Raw genomic sequence first — 17,297 nt, forward strand, 5'->3', positions numbered from 1 at the left:
ACCACTGCCCGTCGACGGCCGCCAGACGGTCGTCGGCGAGCTCGGTCAGGCCCCGCTGTAGCTGAGCCAGTCGAGGTTGATCCTCCCGCTGTCCGCCGAGCCGAACGAGAACGTCACCACGGGGTCGAGCCCGCTCACCGGCACGCCGTCGAACGTCACGGTGCCCCAGGCGTCCCAGCTGTCCGAGACCTTCGGGAAGCTCACCTGCCGCACCGCGCGCCCGTCCACCGACAACGTCATCGTGCGCGCGTCGCTGTTGGCGTTCGCGTACCGCAGCGTCACCGAGCCGGTGCCCTGCCCGGACGACGAGCGGTGCACCGTGAACGCCGACGCCGCGCCCTGGGCCCAGATGCCGTCGACGAAGGCCCGGCCGGAGTACCCGGTGTGGTTGACGTTCGTCTTGACACCGCCGGTGTTGCGCGCGTCCTCCGCGTCCAGGCGAGCCGGCGAGGGGCAGCCGGAGACCGGTCCCCCGATGTCGGAGCAGCGGTCCTGCGCGTCCGGCACGCCGTCGCCGTCGCGGTCGCCGGCGGCCGCTCCCGTCAGCGTGATCTCGACGGTGTGGGAGCCCGTCAGGGAAGCGGGGATCTCGGCGCGCGACGACTGGCCGTCGACCTTCACCGCGGCGATCACGGTACCGGCGCCGCGCAGGGTGATGGTCAGGTCCGCCCCGCGGTAGCGCAGGTTCTGCAGGGTCACGTCACCCCAGCCTGCGGGCAGGTTCGGCGCGAAGGTCAGGGCCTGGTCGGTGTACCGGAGCCCGAACAGTCCGCTGTGGACCATGTCGAGGTACGCCGTGGCGGACCAGGTCTGGTCGGGTTCGGAGCCCCAGTGGAACTTCACCGTGTCGCCGAGCCTCTGGTAGCCGCCGTCGACGACACCGGTGTTGCCGTTGTAGATCTCCCAGTAGCCGCTGTTGTTGTTGGCGAGCTTCGCCAGCCGCGTCACCTCGGAGGCGAACCCGCTCTGGTTGCCCTGCCGTGCCAGCGCCTTGGCCCACAACCCCTGCACCAGCGGCCAGACGATCGCGTTGTGCCGCCCCGGTTGCGCGTCGGAGTAGCGGTCCCAGTGCGGGAAGGTGTCGGGCATGCCCCACGTCATGGACCGCGCGCGCGAGATGATCGACTGCGCCTGGGCGGGTGACGCGATGTCGAAGAGCAGCGCGAACGCGAGCCCGGTGCCCTCCTGGTACGCGCCGGGCGTCCCGTCGGCGAGCAGCTGGTAGTTGTACAGGCCCGTCTGGGCGTTCCAGAAGTACCGGTTGATCGCGGTCTTGAGCGCCGCCGCCTTCGTGCGGTAGCCGGCGGCCTCCTGCGACTGTCCCACCCGGTCGGCCATGTTCGCCGCGTTGACGTACGCGGCGTAGTAGACCTCGTTGGTGCTCAAGTACATCCCGCTCGCCACACCGGGCCACGGCATGCTGCCGGTGCTGACCGACTCGGTCGCGTCGGCGGGCGGCGCGGGATAGCCGGCGATGCCGTCGTTGAAGAACGAGGCACCCGTGAACAGCCCGTAGGTGGCGTTGAACCCGGCCGTGCCGGCACGTTCGCGGATCGCCAGCGTGTTCTTGGCGGCGCGGTAGGCGTTGTCCAGGAACGCCCGGTCACCCGTGACCAGGTAGTGGTTCCACGCGGCCGTGAGCCAGACGACCTGGTCCCACTGCTGGTCGTCCTGCTGCACCCGCAGAGCGCCGGCGGAGTCCTTGTCGACCACGGCCCAGAGCGTGTTCTTGGCCAGTCCCGGCGACAGCAGGCTGGTCGCGTTCCAGCTGTTGATCGACGCGTCTCGCGTCCACGGCTGCTGGTACCCGCCACCCGCGCGGACGAAGCCGACCGCCGGGTCCATCAGGCCGCTCTTGTCGTACTTCGAGTCGTAGCCCAAGGTGTTGACGCGCAACAGGTTGTCCAGCGCGGCCGCGTACGGGTCGCCGTACAGCGCCTGGCTCAGCGGACTCGAGAACCTGAGCGACGGTGTGGTGGCGGCACTCGCCGGTGGAGCCGCCGTGACGACGCCGACCATCGTCGTCAGGGCCAGAAGGACACGTCCGATCCGCCGCCGTTGGCTCATCCCCGCGCACCTCTCCCGGCGCCCGGACCCGACCGGAGCCGTGAGGGCAGTGGACCATGAAACCGCTCTCACGCGACCGGGTCGACGATGATCCTGTCCGCTTCTGTCAACGCTCGCTCACGCCCGGTGAGCGAAGCCGCGGGGAACCGATCCCGGACGGCATCGGCAAATCCGATGTCACGTTTCGGCCGCACCCGCCGATGAAACCCGCTGTCATGCGGGACAGAACGATTTCATCGGCGAACTATGACGCCAGATCCTCGGCGTTCGGAGAGGTCGAGGATGGACGACGCGGAGGACGGCGGACCGGAGTTACCGGCTGACTCGATCACCAACTCCGTGACCGGTCCGGCGAACGTCGTGGTCCAGGTCGGCACGGTGGTCGGCAACGTCGTGTTCACGAGCGGTGTCCCGGTCCGGCCGGCACAGCTGCCCCGCGCGCCGAAGCTGTTCGTCGGCAGGGAGGACGAGCTGCGGGCGCTGGACGAGGCGCTGGCGGGCGGGACGGACTCGCCCGGCACCGCGCTGATCTCCGCGGTGAACGGGATCGGCGGGGTCGGCAAGACGTGCCTCGCCCTGTGCTGGGCCCACCGCAACCTCGACCGCTACCCCGACGGGCAGCTGTACATCGACCTCCGCGGGTTCGACGCGGTCGCCGACCCCCTGAGACCCGCCGTCGCCGTGCGCGCGTTCCTGGACGCCTTCCAGATCCCGCCGCAGAGCATTCCGGTGGACCTCCAGGCACAGGCTGGGCTCTACCGCAGTCTCGTCGCGGGCAAGCGGATGCTGATAGTCCTCGACAACGCGCGGGACACCGACCAGGTCCTCCCGCTGCTGCCGGGGCACTCGTCGTCCTCGGTTCTCATCACCAGCAGGAACACCCTGCCGGTCCTGACGACGACGTACGAGGCACGCCGGATCGACCTGCGCGCCCTCGCCGCCGGCCACGCGCGCGAGTACCTCGCCCGCCAGTGGGGACCCGAGCGCACGACCGCCGACCGGAGCTCGGTCGAGGCGCTGATCGACTGCTGCGCCGGACTGCCGCTCGCGCTGCGGATCGTGGCTGCGCGGGCGCTCACCGCGCCGTCCCAGCCGCTCGGAGTGCTCGCGGAGGAGCTGCTGGAGGAGCGGGACCGGTTGAGCGGTTTCGAGATGCAGGACAGCAGGACCGGCCTCCGGGCCGTCTTCTCGTGGTCGTACCGGGCCCTGGCGCCCGAGGACGCCGCGGTGCTGCGGCTCACGGCCTTGCACACCGGACGCGAGTTCGGCTTTCCCGCACTGCTCGCGCTGACCGGCACCACCTCGTCGCGACTGCGCAGAACCCTGGAACGGCTGCTGTCCAACGGTATGCTCGACGAGGTCGGCGGCCGGTTCACCTCACACGACCTGCTGCACAGCTACTTCGTGGAACTGGTGCGCGAAGTCGACGACGAGGAGTTCCGGCGGATGGCTGTGCGGCGCCTCCTGGACCACTACCTGTTCACCAGCCTGAACGCCGACCGGAAGCTGAAACCGTTCCGGGGCGCGATCGACGCCGGCAGCCCCGCCGAGGGCGCCGAGGTCCGCGACTTCGACGGGTACGAGGACGCCGTCGCGTGGTTCACGCTGGAGTACCCCAACCTCATCTCCGCCGTCGCACGGGCGGCCGAGGAGGGAAACCACGACCACGCCTGGAAACTGGCGTGGACGCTCACGACCTTCTGCGGCCGGTTCGGGCACTGGCGCGACTGGCTCGCGATCCAGCGCATCGCGGCGGCGTCGGCGATCGCCGTGGGCAACGAGTCCGCCGAGGCGCGCGCCTACCGCGGCATGGGCAACGCCCACTGCCAGCTGCGCGAGTACGACGAAGCCCTGCGCCACCACGAGAGGTCGATGGAGATCTGGCGCCGGACCGGTGACCTCAACGGAATGGCGGGCACGTGCCTCGCCGTCTCCTGGGTGCACGAGCAGACCGACGACCAGGAGAAGCTGCTGGGCTCCGCCGGCCAGGCAGCGGCCCTGTACGAGCAGGTGGGCAACAGGCTCGGGCGCGCGCGGGCCTTCAACTACCTCGGCTGGGCCCTCGCCCACGTCGAGGACTACGCCGAAGCCGTGCGCCACTGCGAGGAGGCGCTGGCCGTGCACCAGGCCGTCGGCGACACCGACGCGGAAGCCCACGCGCTCGACAGCCTGAGCTACGCGCACCTGATGAGCGGTGACCACGCCAGGGCCATCGAGCACTACCAGAAGTCGGTGGTGCTGTACCGCGACGTCGGTGACCACTACTACGAGGCGGCCACGCTGATGCGGCTCGGCGACGCCCACCACGCGGCCGGCGACTCCGCGAAGGCGTTGGAGCAGTGGGAGCTCGCCCGCGCCATGCTGCGGCAGCTCGAGCACCCGGACCAGGCCGAGGTGGAGGCCAAGATCGAGGGCCTTCGCCGGTCCTGACCGGTCTCCGGCTCGGCGAAGTCCTGTCTCCTGGCCGGCCGAGCACCACTAGAACATCGACAGCACGTTGTGGTTCCACCACAGGTCGAGCTTGTCGAGGACGTCGATGTCGCCCTTCTTCTTCAGCACGCCGACGGTGAGCGTCTTGGTGTCGACCCACCACACCTGGGCCTCGCCGTCGACGAGGAAGCACGTCGTGAAGTCGCCGGGCAGCGGGCCGCTGGTGTCGCGGTAGTAGAGCGCGTAGTGGATGGCGTCGACCTTCGGACGGCACCCGCCGCGCTCGTCGTTGCGCGGAATCCCACGCCCCTGCACCAGGGACAGGAAGAACGCGTCCTGCTTGGCGCGGTCGTCGAACAGCAGGAACTCCGCCGCGTCCGGGGGCGGGGCGTACTGGTCGGTGTCGGCGACCGTGCCGCAGCGGACGGACGCGATCGAGTTCTGGGCGGGCGTGGTGGGCAGGCACAGGTTGGAGATGCGGTAGGCCTCCGGCAGCGCGGCCATCAGCTTGTCGTGCTGCGGGGACTGGGTCGTGGTGGTCGTCGACGAGGTGGTGGGGACACTGCTCTTGGTGCTGGTGCTCGTCGGGGTGCTGCTCGTGGTGGTGCCGGTGGACGTGCCAGAGCCGAGGATCTCGTTGCCCTTGGTGGCGAGCAGCACGGTCGTGACGATCACGGCCACCACGACGAGGGCGCCGACGACCAGGGCGGCGCGCTTGCCCGGTGACGTGGTGCCGGTGGCCGGGTACGGCTGGGGTCCCGTGGTGAGGGGGTGGAAGCCGGACGGCGGCCCGTGCTGGGGCGTGGTCGGGCGGGGGAACTGGGGCTGCGGGCCCGAGGCGGGCCGCGGGAAGCCGCCGGGAGGGCTCGCCAGCGGTGGACGGCCGGCGGCGGGCGGGGTCGCGGGCTGGCCACCGGGCGGAGTTGCGAGCTGGCCGGGTGGCGTCAGGACCTGGCCACCGGGCGGGGTCGCGACGGGCGGGGTGGCGAACCCCGGCTGCCCACCGGGCGGGGTCGCGAGCGGCATCACCCTGACCTGGGCGGGCGTGGCGAGGGCCTGGGCCGCCGCCACCGCGAGCGCGCCCGCCGTGGCGTAGCGGTCGGCCGGGTCCTTGGCCATGCCCTTCGCGATCACGGCGTCGAGCGCCGCCGGCACCGCCGCGTTCAGCGGGGACGCCTTGGGCGGTTCCTCCCTCATGTGCGCCCAGATCTGGGCGGCGGTGCCCTCCGCGGTGAACGGGCGCCGGCCCGCCACGCAGGCGAACAGCACGCAGGCCAGGGCGTACACGTCGGCGCGGCCGTCGACCGGGCCGCTCTCGAAGCGTTCCGGGGCCATGTAGTCGAGGGTGCCGACCACCGAACCGGACGCCGTCAGGCTCGTCGCGGCCGGGGAGGCGCTGCGGGCGATGCCGAAGTCCACCAGGTACACGAAGTCGCCGGAGGTCACGAGGATGTTCGACGGCTTCACGTCGCGGTGCACGAGCCCGTCGGCGTGCGCGGCGTCCAGGGCGCTCGCCACCTGCTCGACGATGCGCACGGCCCGCGCGGGTTCGACGGACGTGCCGTCGATCAGGTCGGAGAGGTCCGAGCCCTCGACCAGGCGCATGTCCAGGTAGAGCCGGTCGTCGATCTCGCCGTAGGCGTGGATGGGGATGACGTGCGGCTCGCGCAGCCTCGCGACGATCTGCGCCTCGCGGCGGAAGCGGGCGCGGTACTCCTCGTCGTCGTGGTAGCCGGGCGAGAGCCTCTTGAGCGCCACGACCCGGTCGTGCACCGTGTCGTAGGCGCGGTGCACCTCGCCCATCCCGCCGCGGCCGAGCAGCTGCTCGATCCGGTACGGCCCGAACGTCTCTTCCGTCATCGTCCTCGTGTCCCGCGCGCCTCGTCCCGTACCGGGTCGACGCGCGCCGACCGCCACGGGTTCCCCCAGGTGCACGCAGCAGCCTACAAACTTGCACACCGACAGGTGTGCGAACGACGGGATCGTTCCTGATCCGTTCGGACGTCGTGCCGCACGGCCGGGTGGGCGAGGGTTCGGCGGAGGACGATCCGGAAGCGGCGGATCCGGCCGCCCGAGTTCGACAACCGGATCTCCCTCGAACGACCGCTCACCCCTGGAGGGCCGGGCTCACTTCGCGCCGAGCGGCAGCACGCGCGACAGCGTGGGCACGGTGGCGCCCGCGACGACGACGTGCATGAGGATCAGCGCGAGCGAGTTCACGAAGGTGGCGCCCGCCGCCATGATGCCCAGGTCGGGGATCCACGAGAGCACGACGACGACCGGCACGAGGATGCGCAGCACCCGGCGCGGGTTGCCGGCGAAGCGGCGCACGAGGTACCAGCCGAGCGTGCCGAGCAGGATGCCGATCACGGTCGCCGGCGCGTACTCCAGCAGCGACAGGCCCTTGCGGACGGCGTCCGCGGGAATGATCTTGCCCGCCACCAGGGCGATCAGCGCGTTGACCGCGATCGAGACCACCGCGGCCCCGAGCAGGCCGACGACGACCTCCGCGGTGCTGGGAGCGAGCGCTGACGAGCGGGTGGGGATGCTGGTGTCGGCCATGGGCCCTGTCCTTCGATAGGCTTTTGCAAGCGGTCACTTGCAAATTAACCTAGCGATCCGGGCCGCAGTTGTGCAAGTGTCCACTTGCATCGGCGACTGATCGAGGAGGGCGAGTGGCGGGCAGGGTGTCGGACGAGGCCGTGTTCGGCGCGGTCCTGGCGGTGATCGCCGAACAGGGGTACGAGCGCGCGACCACCCGCGCGATCGCCGAGGCGGCCGGGATCAACGAGGCGACGCTGTTCCGCCGGTTCACCTCGAAGGAGAACCTGCTGAGGCAGGCGGTGCGCAGCAACTTCGTCGGCTTCTCGCTCGACCTCGACCAGCCGGGCGACGACGTGGCCGCCGACCTGTTCACGATCGTGAGCTACTACGCGCGCCTCTACGAGACCCGCGGCGGCGTCGTGCTCACCCTGATGCGGGAGGCCAAGTTCAGCCCGGACGTGGCGGCGGTGCTCGCCGAGCCGGAGGCGCTGCTCGAGAAGGTGGACGAGGTGATCCTGCACCACCAGCGCCGCGGCGCCCTCGTCGTCGAACCGCCGCGGCACACGTTCTTCGCGCTCGTCGGGCCGCTCATGATGCGGGCCTTCGCCCGGCGGATCGACCAGCGGTCGACGCAGGCACCGGCCGACCCCAAGGCCGTGGTGGCGCGGTTCCTCGACGGGCACCGCCCTGAGTGGTGCGGTGGTGACCTACGCGGTGGTCAAGCGGACCGTTCGACGTCGGCGACCGGCTCCTCGCCGCCGGCGGAGAGCCACTCCAGCTGAGCGGCCAGCACCCCGAGCTGGAACCGCGACTGCACGCCCAGCAACGACTGCAGGCGCGAGATGCGCCGGTTCAGGGTGCGCAGGCTGACGTCGAGCTCGCGCGCGATGGCGCGGTCGGTCGCGCCGGTGCGCATGAGACGCAGCAGGTGCTGAGTCGCCGCCGTGGGCTCCTCGCGCACGGCGTGCTCGTCGTTCAGTCGTTCGCCTCGGGGGTGCGGCACCGCGACCACGAACCCCGTTGTTACGCGGGTCACAGACATGTGGTGACCGTATTCGCGACTATTGGCGAGTGTCAATCAAAAGTCGGTGCACCGATGCCAAATCGCAAGCAACTTCCGGATGATCTCCGCCATTACTGACCCGGAACAGCACGAAGGCCCCGGTCGTGGAGCCACGACCGGGGCCTTTCCGAACACATGACGAGCTACGTGGCGTGGGACGACAGCTGCACCTCCGCCGCGACCGCACCGGCCGCGACCTCGCCCAGCCGCACGTCCAGCACCTCCGGCGACAGCACGTGCCGCACCACCATCGCGGCCGCTCCCAGGGCACCGGCCGTCACGCCCGCGCCCGACGCGACGATCCGCAGGTTCTCCGTGGCCAGCGGCAGCGAACGGCGGTAGATCGACTCGCGCACGCCCGCCAGCAGCATCTCGCCCGCCTCCGCCAGCAGGCCGCCGATGACGACCAGCGACGGGTTGAACATGCTCACGCAGCCCGCGAGCACCTCACCGATGTCGCGGCCCGCCTGGCGCACGACCCGGCCCGCCTCCAGGTTGCCGGCGCGCACCAGGTTGACCACGTCGGCCGTCGAGTGCGCCGGGTGGCCGAGGTCGCGCAGCTTGGCCGCCAGCGCCGGGCCCGCGGCGACCGCCTCCAGGCACTCGGTGTTGCCGCAGCGGCACAGCGCCGAGCCGCCGTCGGGCACCCGGATGTGGCCGAGGTCGCCCGCCGCGCCCGCCGCGCCGCGGTGCAGGACGCCGTTGCTGATCAGGCCGGCGCCGATGCCGGTGGCGGCCTTGACCACGATCATGTGCCGCACGTCCGGGTGCGAGGCGGTGTGCTCGCCCAGCGCCATCAGGTTGACCTCGTTGTCGACGAGCACCGGCACGGCGAACTCCGCCGCGATCGCCGCCGGCACGTCGAAGCCGTCCCAGCCCGGCATGATCGGCGGGTTGTTCGGGCGGCCGGTGGAGTGCTCGACCGGGCCCGGCAGGCCGATGCCGACACCGGCGATCTCCGCGTCCGGCACGGTCCTGAGCACCGAGCGCCAGGTCGTGACCAGCAGCGGGAGGATCACCTCCGGGCCGTCGGCCACGTCCAGCTCCACCTGCTCCACGGCCAGCAGCCGGCACGCCAGGTCGGAGACGGCGACCGTCGCGTGGGTGGCACCGACCTCGGCCGCGAGCACCAGGTGGGCGGTGGGGTTGAACCCGAACCGGCCGGCCGGGCGGCCGCCCGTCGACTCCCCCGTGCCGCTGTCGCTGACCAGGCCCGCCGCCACGAGCAGGTCGAGCCTCGCCCGCACGGTGGAGCGGGCCAGGCCCGTCGCGGTCACGATCTCCGCCCGGGTGCGCGGGCTGCCGTCCATCAGCATGCGCAGCACTGCGGCAGGCGTTCCCGCCTCTACACCCAAGGTGCTCTCCATCGAACAATTGTCACATCGGTTCCGGAAGGCGGGCCTGGTCAGCCCCCGGAGCTGAACGCGGCGTCGAACGCGGCCGAGGGCGGGTCGAAGGCGTTGCGCCGGATGAACTCCAGCGCCTCGGGCGCGCCGACGAGCCGGTCCATCCCGGCGTCCTCCCACTCGACGCTGATCGGGCCGTCGTAGCCGATGGTGTTGAGCATCCGGAACGACTGCTCCCACGGCACGTCACCGCGGCCGGTGGAGACGAAGTCCCAGCCGCGCCGCGGGTCGGCCCACGCCAGGTGCGAGCCCATCCGGCCGTTGCGGCCGTTGCCGACCTGACGGCGGGCGTCCTTGCAGTCGACGTGGTAGATCCGGTCGCGGAAGTCCCACAGGAACCCGACGGGGTCGAGGTCCTGCCAGACGAAGTGCGACGGGTCCCAGTTGAGGCCGAACGCCGGCCGGTTCCCGATGGCGTCCAGCGCGCGCACGGTCGTCCAGTAGTCGTACGCGATCTCCGACGGGTGGACCTCGTGCGCGAACCGGACGCCGACCTCGTCGAACACGTCGAGGATCGGGTTCCAGCGGTCGGCGAAGTCCTGGTAGCCCGCGTCGATCATCGACTCCGGCACCGGCGGGAACATCGCCACGGTCTTCCAGATCGACGAGCCGGTGAAGCCCACGACGGTCTGGACGCCGAGCTTCGCCGCGGCCCGCGCGGTCGCCTTCATCTCCTCCGCCGCGCGCTGCCGCACGCCCTCCGGGTCGCCGTCGCCCCAGTTGCGGGCGGACAGGATGCCCTGGTGCCGCTCGTCGATCGGGTCGTCGCACACGGCCTGACCGGTGAGGTGGTTGGAGATCGTCCACACCTTCAGGTCGTGCTTGGCGAGGATCGCGAGCCGGTCGGCGACGTAGTCGTCGTCCTCGGCGGCCCGCCACGGGTCGAGGTGGTCGCCCCAGCAGGCGATCTCCAGGCCGTCGTAGCCCCAGCCGGAGGCGAGCCGGCAGACCTCCTCGAACGGCAGGTCGGCCCACTGGCCCGTGAACAACGTGATCGGACGTGCCATCTCCGGTCCCCTCCTCGAAACCCTGCTCAGACCTGCTGCCACGTGCGAGACGCCGAGCTGTCCTCGACGGCGGCGAGGACGCGCTGCACCTGCAGGCCGTCGGCGAACGTCGGCGCGGGGTCGGTGCCCGCGGCGATCGCCCGCACGAAGTCGACGGCCTGGTGCGTGAACCCGTGCTCGTAGCCCAGCCCGTGCCCGGCGGGCCACCAGGCTCCGACGTACGGGTGCTCCGGCTCGGTGACGATGATCCGGCGGAAGCCCGCCACCGACGAGTCCTCGGTGCCGTCGAAGAACTGCAGCACGTTCATGTCCTCGAAGTCGAACGCCAGGCTGCCCGCCGAGCCGTTGATCTCGATGCGCAGCGCGTTCTTGCGGCCGTTGGCGAACCGCGTCGCCTCGAACGAGCCGAGCGCGCCGCCCGCGAACCGCGCCAGGAACAGCGCGGCGTCGTCCACGGTGACCGGGCCCGTCTCGTCGGAGGCGGTGCCGGACAGGCCGGAGTGGCTGGCCGCGACCGGCCGCTCCGGCACGAACGTCTGCAGCGTCCCGGTCACCTCGCTGATGGTGTCACCGAGGATGAACTGGGTGGCGTCGACGATGTGCGCGCCGATGTCGCCCAGTGCACCGGACCCGGCCTTCTCCTTGTCGAGCCGCCACGACAGCGGCGCCTGCGGGTCCACGATCCAGTCCTGCAGGTACTGGGCGCGCACGTGGTGAACGCGCCCCAGCCTGCCCTGCGCGACCAGGTCGCGGGCGAGGCCCAGCGCGGGCACCCGCCGGTAGGTGAACCCGACCATGGCCCGCACGCCGCGCCGCGCGGCCCGTTCGGCGGCCTCCGCCATGGCGACCGCCTCGTCGACGGTGTTGGCCATCGGCTTCTCGCACAGCACGTGCTTGCCGGCCTCCAGGGCGGCGACCGCGATCTCGGCGTGCGTGTCGCCCGGTGTGCAGATGTCCACGACGTGGATGTCGTCGCGGTCGAGCACGGCCTTCCAGTCGGTCACGGCCTCCGCCCAGCCCAGGCGTTCGGCGGCGGCCCTGGTGCGGTCGGCGTCGCGGCCGGCGAGCACGGACATCACCGGCCGCGCCGGCAGGTCGAAGAAGCGCGGCGCGACCCGCCACGCCTGGGAGTGCGCGGCTCCCATGAACGCGTGGCCGATCATGGCGATGCCCAGTGTCGTCGTCACGTGCGGTTCTCCTAGGACTCGAAGGCGGTCGGCAGGTAGCGGTCGACGTTGTCCTTCGTCACGACCGGCGCGTACAGCTGGACCTCGCGGGGGATCTCCACCTCGACCAGGTCGCCGAGGCTCTTCTCCTGCACGGCGAGCCGCGCGAGGCGGATGCCGTCGGCACCCTGCGTGGACGGGTAGATGACGGTCGCCTTGTGCGGGCCGTTGTCCGCCTTGATCTCCCGCATCACGTTGGCCGAGCCCGCGCCGCCGACCATGAAGAACTCGCTGCGGCCGGAGTTCTTGACCGCGGCCGCGACGCCGACGCCCTGGTCGTCGTCGTGGTTCCAGATGGCGTCGATCTTGCGGGCCGCCTGCAGCAGGTTCGCCGCCGCCTTCTCGCCGCTCTCGACGGTGAACTCGGCCGCGACGCGGTTGTTCACCTTGAGCCCGCAGCCGTTGAGCGCGTCCGCGAAGCCCTTGCTGCGGTCCTGGGTCAGCGGCAGCGAGTCGATGCCGGCGATCTCGGCGACGACGGCGTCGGCCTTGCCCTTGAGGCGCTCGCAGACGTACGTGCCCGCCGAGACGCCCATGCCGTAGTTGTCGCCCAGCACCGTCGAGCGCGCCGCGAACGGGCTGTCGAACTGCCGGTCGACGTTGATCACGGTGATGCCGGCCTTCATGGCCTTGAGGGCGACCGGGGTGAGCGCGGCGCCGTCGAACGGCAGCAGGACGATCGCGTCGACCTTGTCGTTGATGAACGTCTCGACCTGGCTGATCTGCAGGTTGGGGTCGTTGGTGCCCTCGACGACGCGCAGCTCGACGTCGGAGTACTTGCCGGCCTCCTTCTTCGCGGCGTCGGTGATCGCGGCCATCCAGCCGTGGTCGGCGGCGGGGGCGGAGAAGCCGATGACGACCTTCTTGCCCGGCTCGTCGTTGGTGACCTTCACACCACCGCCCTGGTTGCCGCCGCCCTGGTTCTCGGGCGTGTTGCCGGTGCAGGCGGTCAGCACGAGCGCCGACGCGGCGAAGAGAAGTGCGGTTCTCTTGAGTTGCATGGGTTTCTGGTCTCCCTCAGGTGGCGGCGTTGGTCCGGGGGTGAGGTGTCAGGCGCTGCTGCGGCGGGCCAGTCGCTGCTGGAGGAGGACGGCGACCACGATGATCGCGCCCTTCGCGACGGCCTGGGCGGAGATGGAGAGGTTGTTGAGGGTGAAGACGTTCGACAGCGTGGTGAAGATCAGGACGCCGAAGACGGTGCCCGCGATCGTGCCGCGGCCGCCGGAGAGCAGCGTGCCGCCGATGACGACCGCGGCGATCGCGTCGAGCTCGTACAGGCCGCCGTGGGTGGCGCTGCCGGTCGTGGTGCGGGCGATGAGCATGACGGCGGCGAGCCCGCAGCACAGGCCGAGCAGCGTGTAGAGCAGCACGGTGTGGCGCCGCACGTCGATGCCGGCCAGGCGCGCGGCCTCCGGGTTGCCGCCGACCGCGAACGTCCTGCGCCCGAACGTGGTGCGGTTGAGCAGCACCCAGCCCCCGGCCGCCACCAGCGCGAAGATCACCACGAGCACCGGTACCCCCAGCACCGATGCGTCGAAGAACGCGGTGAAGCCCTGGACGTTCACGATCTGCGTCTTGCGGTTGGAGATGATCTCGGCGAGCCCGCGGGCGGCGGCGAGGCTCGCCAGGGTCGCGATAAACGCCACGACCCGGCCGTAGGCGATGAGCGCGCCGTTGACGAGCCCGCACGCACCGCCCACCAGCAACGCGGTGAACACGATGACGATCCAGTGCGTGTCGTTCGCGATCCCCTGCGTGGCAAGGGTGGTGGCCCACACCGACGACAGCGCGACGATCGCGCCCACCGACAGGTCGATCCCGCCGCCGGTGATCACGAACGTCATGCCGATGCTGACGACGCCGATCACCGCGGCGAGCCGCAGGATCGTGAGCACGTTGTCGACGTCGGCGAACCGGTCCCCCGCGGTGACGACGCCGCCCAGGCAGAGCAGGACGAGCGCGACGACGAGACCGGTGTTGCGCCCGGCAGGGGAGCCGAGCAGCGACTGGAGGCTCGACTCCTTCCTCACGACGGGAGTCCTCTCCTGCGCGGACAGGGCGGCGGTGTCCTCGCTCATGCGGCGTGTCCTTCCATGACCAGGTCGAGGACCCGGGACTCGTCGATCTCGTCGGCCGGTCCCTCGTGGACGACCCTGCCTTCGCGCACCACCAGGACCCGGTCGGCCAGGCCCAGCACCTCCTCGACGTCGCTGGACACGACGACGACGGCCACGCCCCTGTCCGCCAGCTCGCGGATCAGCTCGTAGATCTCGCTGCGCGCGCCCACGTCGACGCCGCGGGTGGGTTCGTCCAGCAGCAGCACCCGGCACTCCCGCAGCAACCACCGCGCGAGGACGACCTTCTGCTGGTTGCCGCCGGACAGCCCGCGCACCACCCGGTCGACGCCGGCGGGCCGGACGTCGAGCGACTCGGTGAGCTTCGCGGAGCGGGCCCGTTCGGCGCGGTCGTCGAGGAACCCGAAGCGGGCGAACGACGACATCGACGAGACGGTGATGTTGCGGAACACGGCCTGGTCGAGCAGCAGCCCCTGGCTCTTGCGCTCTTCCGGGCACAGCCCCATCCCCGCGCGCACGGCGGCGCCGACACTCCCCCGCCGCAGCTTCCTGCCGTCGACCACGACAGTGCCGTCGGCCGCTTTCCTGGCGCCGTAGATGGTTTCCAGGATCTCCGACCGGCCGGACCCGACGAGACCGGCGAGCCCGACCACCTCCCCGGCGTGGACGGTGAGGTCCACCTCGTGGAAGCGGGCGCCGTCGGTCAGCCCGCGGACCTCGACCACCACCGGCGCGTCCGGGGCGACGGGCGTCTTGTCCGGGAAGACGCTGTCGAGCGTGCGCCCGGTCATCAACGCGATCAGGTCCGGCGTCTTGACCTCGCGCGCGGCCAGTCCGGTCGCGACGGTGCGGCCGTCCTTGAGCACGGTGACGCGGTCGCCGATCTCCCTGATCTCCGCGAGCCGGTGCGAGATGTAGATCACCGCCACCCCCTGGGCGGTGAGCTCCCTGATGATCCCGAACAGCACGCGGACCTCGTCCGGGTCGAGCACGGCCGACGGCTCGTCCATGATGAGCAGCTGCCCGTCGAGCGACAGCGCCCGCGCCATGCTGACGATCTGCTGGTGCGCCACGGACAACCGGCCGACGTCGCGGTCGGGCGAGATGTCCCCGTGCCCCAGCCGGTCGAGCAGCACCCGCGTCCTGCGCCGCGCCTCCGACCGCCTGCTGAAGCCCATTGTGGACAGTTCGTGGCCGAGGAACACGTTGTCGGCCACCGACAACCCCGCCACGAGGTCGAGCTCCTGGTAGATGGCGGCCACCCCGCTGCGCATCGCGGCGGTGGGGTTGCCGAACTCGACGACCTCGCCGCGCCACCGGATCTCGCCCTCGTCGGGCCGGTGCGCGCCGGACAGCACCTTGATGAGCGTGGACTTGCCGGCCCCGTTCTGCCCGAGCAGGCAGTGCACCTCACCGGCGCGGACGTCGAAGTCCACCCCGCCCAGCGCCGTCACGCCGGGAAAGCGCTTCACCAGCCCCTGGACCGACAGCAGTGCCGCGGCCGTCATGCGGCCTCCCCGGTCCACGACCGAACGAGCGCGCGACTACGCGCGGGCGAGCTCACCATTGAGTCCTCCGGGACCGGCAACCGTTGTGCCAGCAGCGATTCCACGTTGAGGACGTCAACGTAACGAGCGGTTCCGAAGGGGGTCAACAGAGCGGCGTGGCGCATATCGGCCACCTTTCGCCCTTGACCGGCGTGGGTGGGCCGGGCGGGGTCACGCAGGCGAACCGGCCGGTCACGCAGTGGGTCGAGCGGACCCTACAGCGGCTCGTCGGCGTCCGCGAGCGCCTCGGTGCACGCCACCAGGTCCCGCAGCAGCCGGTCCTGCTCGCCGCCGGTGAGCGAGGCGAGCATCTGCCGCTCGACCGCGCGCACCGCGGTGCTGGCGGCTCGCAGCTGGGTCCGGCCCGTGGCGGTGAGCTCGGTGGGCAGGGCCCTGCCGTGCGCGGCGGTGGCGGGGCGGGTGACCAGGCCCCGGTCCTGCAGGCCGCGCAGCACCAGGTTCATCGACTGGCGGGTGACGAAGACGGCGCGGGCCAGCTCGGCGTTGGACAGTCCCGGCTGCTGCGACAGCACCTCGAGGCACGAGTACTGCGACACCGTCAGGTCGAGCGGGCGCAGGGCGGCGTCCATCGCGGTGCGCAGGGCGGTCGCCGCCCGCTTCAGCGCGTACCCCACGGCCTTGTCCAGCGGGCCGACCACCTCGGCTTGACTCATGTCAGCATCATGACATACCTTCGAGATGTCAGCACGTTGACATAGGAGAGACATCATGACCGTGACCGGACCCGACTTCCTCGCCCTGCAGGTGCGCGACCTCGGCCGCGCCGCCGACTTCTACGAGACGCACCTCGGGCTGCGCAGGCTGCCGGTCAGCCCGCCCGGCGCCGTCGTGTTCGACACCAAGCCGGCGTCGTTCGCGGTGCGGGAACCGTTGCCGGGAGTGGACCTGGACGCCGGCCGTCCCGGGCTCGGCGTCGCCCTGTGGCTGCACGCCGAGGACGCGCAGGAGCTGCACGACCGGCTGGTCGCGGCGGACGTCCCGATCGTGGCGGCGCCGGTCGACGGGCCGTTCGGGCGCACGTTCACCTTCACCGACCCGGACGGCTACGCGATCACCATCCACGACAAGGCCTGAGCGGTGCCCTCGGGCCGCGTCCCCGTGCGCCCGGTTGCTCGAACGCACGGGGACGTGCGCGGCGCCGTCCCGAGCCGGCTGAACCGCATCCGGCGGATCCGCACAGTGGACATACCCACGCCGCGGGGCGCTCGGATCGTCCTGGGGCCACAGTCCACCTGATGGTGTGACGCCCGCCGAACCGGAGGGCAATCCGGGCCGGCCACCGCGCCGAACCACCGGTCGTGACCGATCATGTTCTCGCCATCGGCTACGGCGACACCGGGCGCTGCGCCGTGAACCGCGTGCTGGCAGCGCAGCCGGACGCGCGCCTGACCGTCCTCGACACCGTCTTCCACTCCGTCGTCGAGGCCACGGCCAACGGCGCGACCGCGGTGCAGGGCGACGGGAGGGACCGGTGCGCGCTCGACGAGGCCGCCTCCGACGCCGCCGACCGCGTCGTCATCACCGTCCCCGACGACCTCGACGCCTTCCTGATCGCGCGGGCGGTGCGGGCGACGAACCCGGACGCGGTGATCGTGGCGGTCATCCGCGAAGCCGAGAACTACACCCTGTTCCTGTCCTCCGACGCCACGGCCGTCCACATCAGACAGTCGGACTGACGGCCCCGGGAGCACCGCTCCCGGGGCCGTGTCACCACCACCGTCAGGCGGTGGGCATGAGCACCGAGTCGATGAGGTAGACGGTGGCGTTGGCGGTGTGGACGCCGCCGCAGATCACGTTGGCGTCGTTGACCTTCAGCGCGTTGCCGGAGCCGGTGACCTTCACGGTGCCGGTCTCGACGGTCTTCTGGTCGCCGGCGATCTTGTCCGGGGAGATCTGGCCGGGCACGACGTG

At 71.4% G+C, this 17,297-nt stretch carries 16 protein-coding genes; 4 read left to right on the forward strand and 12 right to left on the reverse strand.

Annotation, left to right across the window (positions count from 1 at the left end):
- Window positions 1-45: 45 nt before the first annotated feature.
- Window positions 46-2,067 carry a glycosyl hydrolase family 65 protein gene (locus tag ACFWV3_RS35845; protein ID WP_382418108.1) on the reverse strand — a complete coding sequence of 674 codons (2,022 nt, stop codon included), beginning with the start codon at window positions 2,065-2,067 and terminating at the stop codon, window positions 46-48.
- 282 nt (window positions 2,068-2,349) lie between these two features.
- Here ACFWV3_RS35845 and ACFWV3_RS35850 point away from each other — a divergent pair, with 282 nt between their 5' ends.
- On the forward strand, window positions 2,350-4,497 hold the full coding sequence (locus tag ACFWV3_RS35850; RefSeq protein WP_382418110.1) for an ATP-binding protein: 2,148 nt from the start codon (window positions 2,350-2,352) through the stop codon (window positions 4,495-4,497).
- A gap of 48 nt (window positions 4,498-4,545) precedes the next feature.
- On the opposite strand, the gene ACFWV3_RS35855 is transcribed toward ACFWV3_RS35850, so the two are convergent.
- Entirely contained in the window at window positions 4,546-6,357 is a 1,812-nt protein-coding gene (locus ACFWV3_RS35855) for a protein kinase (protein WP_382418112.1), read from the reverse strand.
- A gap of 267 nt (window positions 6,358-6,624) precedes the next feature.
- A complete protein-coding gene (locus ACFWV3_RS35860) occupies window positions 6,625-7,059 on the reverse strand; it encodes a DUF6069 family protein (protein WP_382418114.1) in 435 nt (144 codons plus the stop codon).
- A gap of 113 nt (window positions 7,060-7,172) precedes the next feature.
- On the opposite strand from ACFWV3_RS35860, the gene ACFWV3_RS35865 reads away from it, so the two are divergent.
- The gene (locus ACFWV3_RS35865) at window positions 7,173-7,823 is read left to right on the forward strand and encodes a TetR/AcrR family transcriptional regulator (RefSeq protein WP_382418116.1); all 651 of its coding nucleotides are present in this window, start codon (window positions 7,173-7,175) and stop codon (window positions 7,821-7,823) included.
- Here ACFWV3_RS35865 and ACFWV3_RS35870 read toward each other — a convergent pair.
- The 8 genes from ACFWV3_RS35870 to ACFWV3_RS35905 all read right to left on the reverse strand — a co-directional run bounded on the left by ACFWV3_RS35870 (window position 7,760) and on the right by ACFWV3_RS35905 (window position 16,039).
- Window positions 7,760-8,083 carry a helix-turn-helix domain-containing protein gene (locus ACFWV3_RS35870; protein WP_382418118.1) on the reverse strand — a complete coding sequence of 108 codons (324 nt, stop codon included), beginning with the start codon at window positions 8,081-8,083 and terminating at the stop codon, window positions 7,760-7,762. The two genes, ACFWV3_RS35865 and ACFWV3_RS35870, sit on opposite strands and share 64 nt — an antisense overlap.
- A 164-nt stretch (window positions 8,084-8,247) precedes the next feature.
- Entirely contained in the window at window positions 8,248-9,471 is a 1,224-nt protein-coding gene (locus ACFWV3_RS35875; protein WP_382418120.1) for an ROK family protein, read from the reverse strand.
- Between the two features lie 38 nt (window positions 9,472-9,509).
- Window positions 9,510-10,517 carry a sugar phosphate isomerase/epimerase family protein gene (locus ACFWV3_RS35880; protein WP_382418121.1) on the reverse strand — a complete coding sequence of 336 codons (1,008 nt, stop codon included), beginning with the start codon at window positions 10,515-10,517 and terminating at the stop codon, window positions 9,510-9,512.
- A 26-nt stretch (window positions 10,518-10,543) separates the two neighbouring features.
- The gene (locus tag ACFWV3_RS35885) at window positions 10,544-11,680 is read right to left on the reverse strand and encodes a Gfo/Idh/MocA family protein (RefSeq protein WP_382418138.1); all 1,137 of its coding nucleotides are present in this window, start codon (window positions 11,678-11,680) and stop codon (window positions 10,544-10,546) included.
- Window positions 11,681-11,715: 35 nt separating this feature from the next.
- Window positions 11,716-12,744, reverse strand: coding sequence for a substrate-binding domain-containing protein (locus ACFWV3_RS35890; RefSeq protein WP_382418123.1), 1,029 nt, complete (start codon window positions 12,742-12,744; stop codon window positions 11,716-11,718).
- Window positions 12,745-12,792: 48 nt separating this feature from the next.
- Entirely contained in the window at window positions 12,793-13,821 is a 1,029-nt protein-coding gene (locus tag ACFWV3_RS35895) for an ABC transporter permease (RefSeq protein WP_382418125.1), read from the reverse strand.
- Complete coding sequence (locus tag ACFWV3_RS35900; RefSeq protein WP_382418127.1) at window positions 13,818-15,326, reverse strand: sugar ABC transporter ATP-binding protein; 1,509 nt, start codon at window positions 15,324-15,326, stop codon at window positions 13,818-13,820. The genes ACFWV3_RS35895 and ACFWV3_RS35900 overlap by 4 nt, the downstream gene beginning before the upstream one ends.
- 254 nt (window positions 15,327-15,580) lie before the next feature.
- Entirely contained in the window at window positions 15,581-16,039 is a 459-nt protein-coding gene (locus ACFWV3_RS35905; protein WP_382418128.1) for a MarR family winged helix-turn-helix transcriptional regulator, read from the reverse strand.
- A gap of 55 nt (window positions 16,040-16,094) precedes the next feature.
- On the opposite strand from ACFWV3_RS35905, the gene ACFWV3_RS35910 reads away from it, so the two are divergent.
- Both ACFWV3_RS35910 and ACFWV3_RS35915 read left to right on the forward strand, forming a co-directional pair.
- Entirely contained in the window at window positions 16,095-16,460 is a 366-nt protein-coding gene (locus ACFWV3_RS35910; RefSeq protein ID WP_382418130.1) for a VOC family protein, read from the forward strand.
- Window positions 16,461-16,684: 224 nt separating this feature from the next.
- Window positions 16,685-17,062, forward strand: a complete 378-nt coding sequence (locus ACFWV3_RS35915; protein WP_382418132.1) for an NAD-binding protein — start codon at window positions 16,685-16,687, stop codon at window positions 17,060-17,062.
- Between the two features lie 43 nt (window positions 17,063-17,105).
- Here ACFWV3_RS35915 and ACFWV3_RS35920 read toward each other — a convergent pair.
- Window positions 17,106-17,297, reverse strand: a 192-nt coding sequence (locus tag ACFWV3_RS35920; RefSeq protein ID WP_382418134.1) for a fasciclin domain-containing protein, incomplete at its 5' end; no start/stop codon positions are given.

This window comes from Lentzea sp. NPDC059081 (assembly GCF_042738015.1).
Taxonomy (GTDB): domain Bacteria; phylum Actinomycetota; class Actinomycetes; order Mycobacteriales; family Pseudonocardiaceae; genus Lentzea.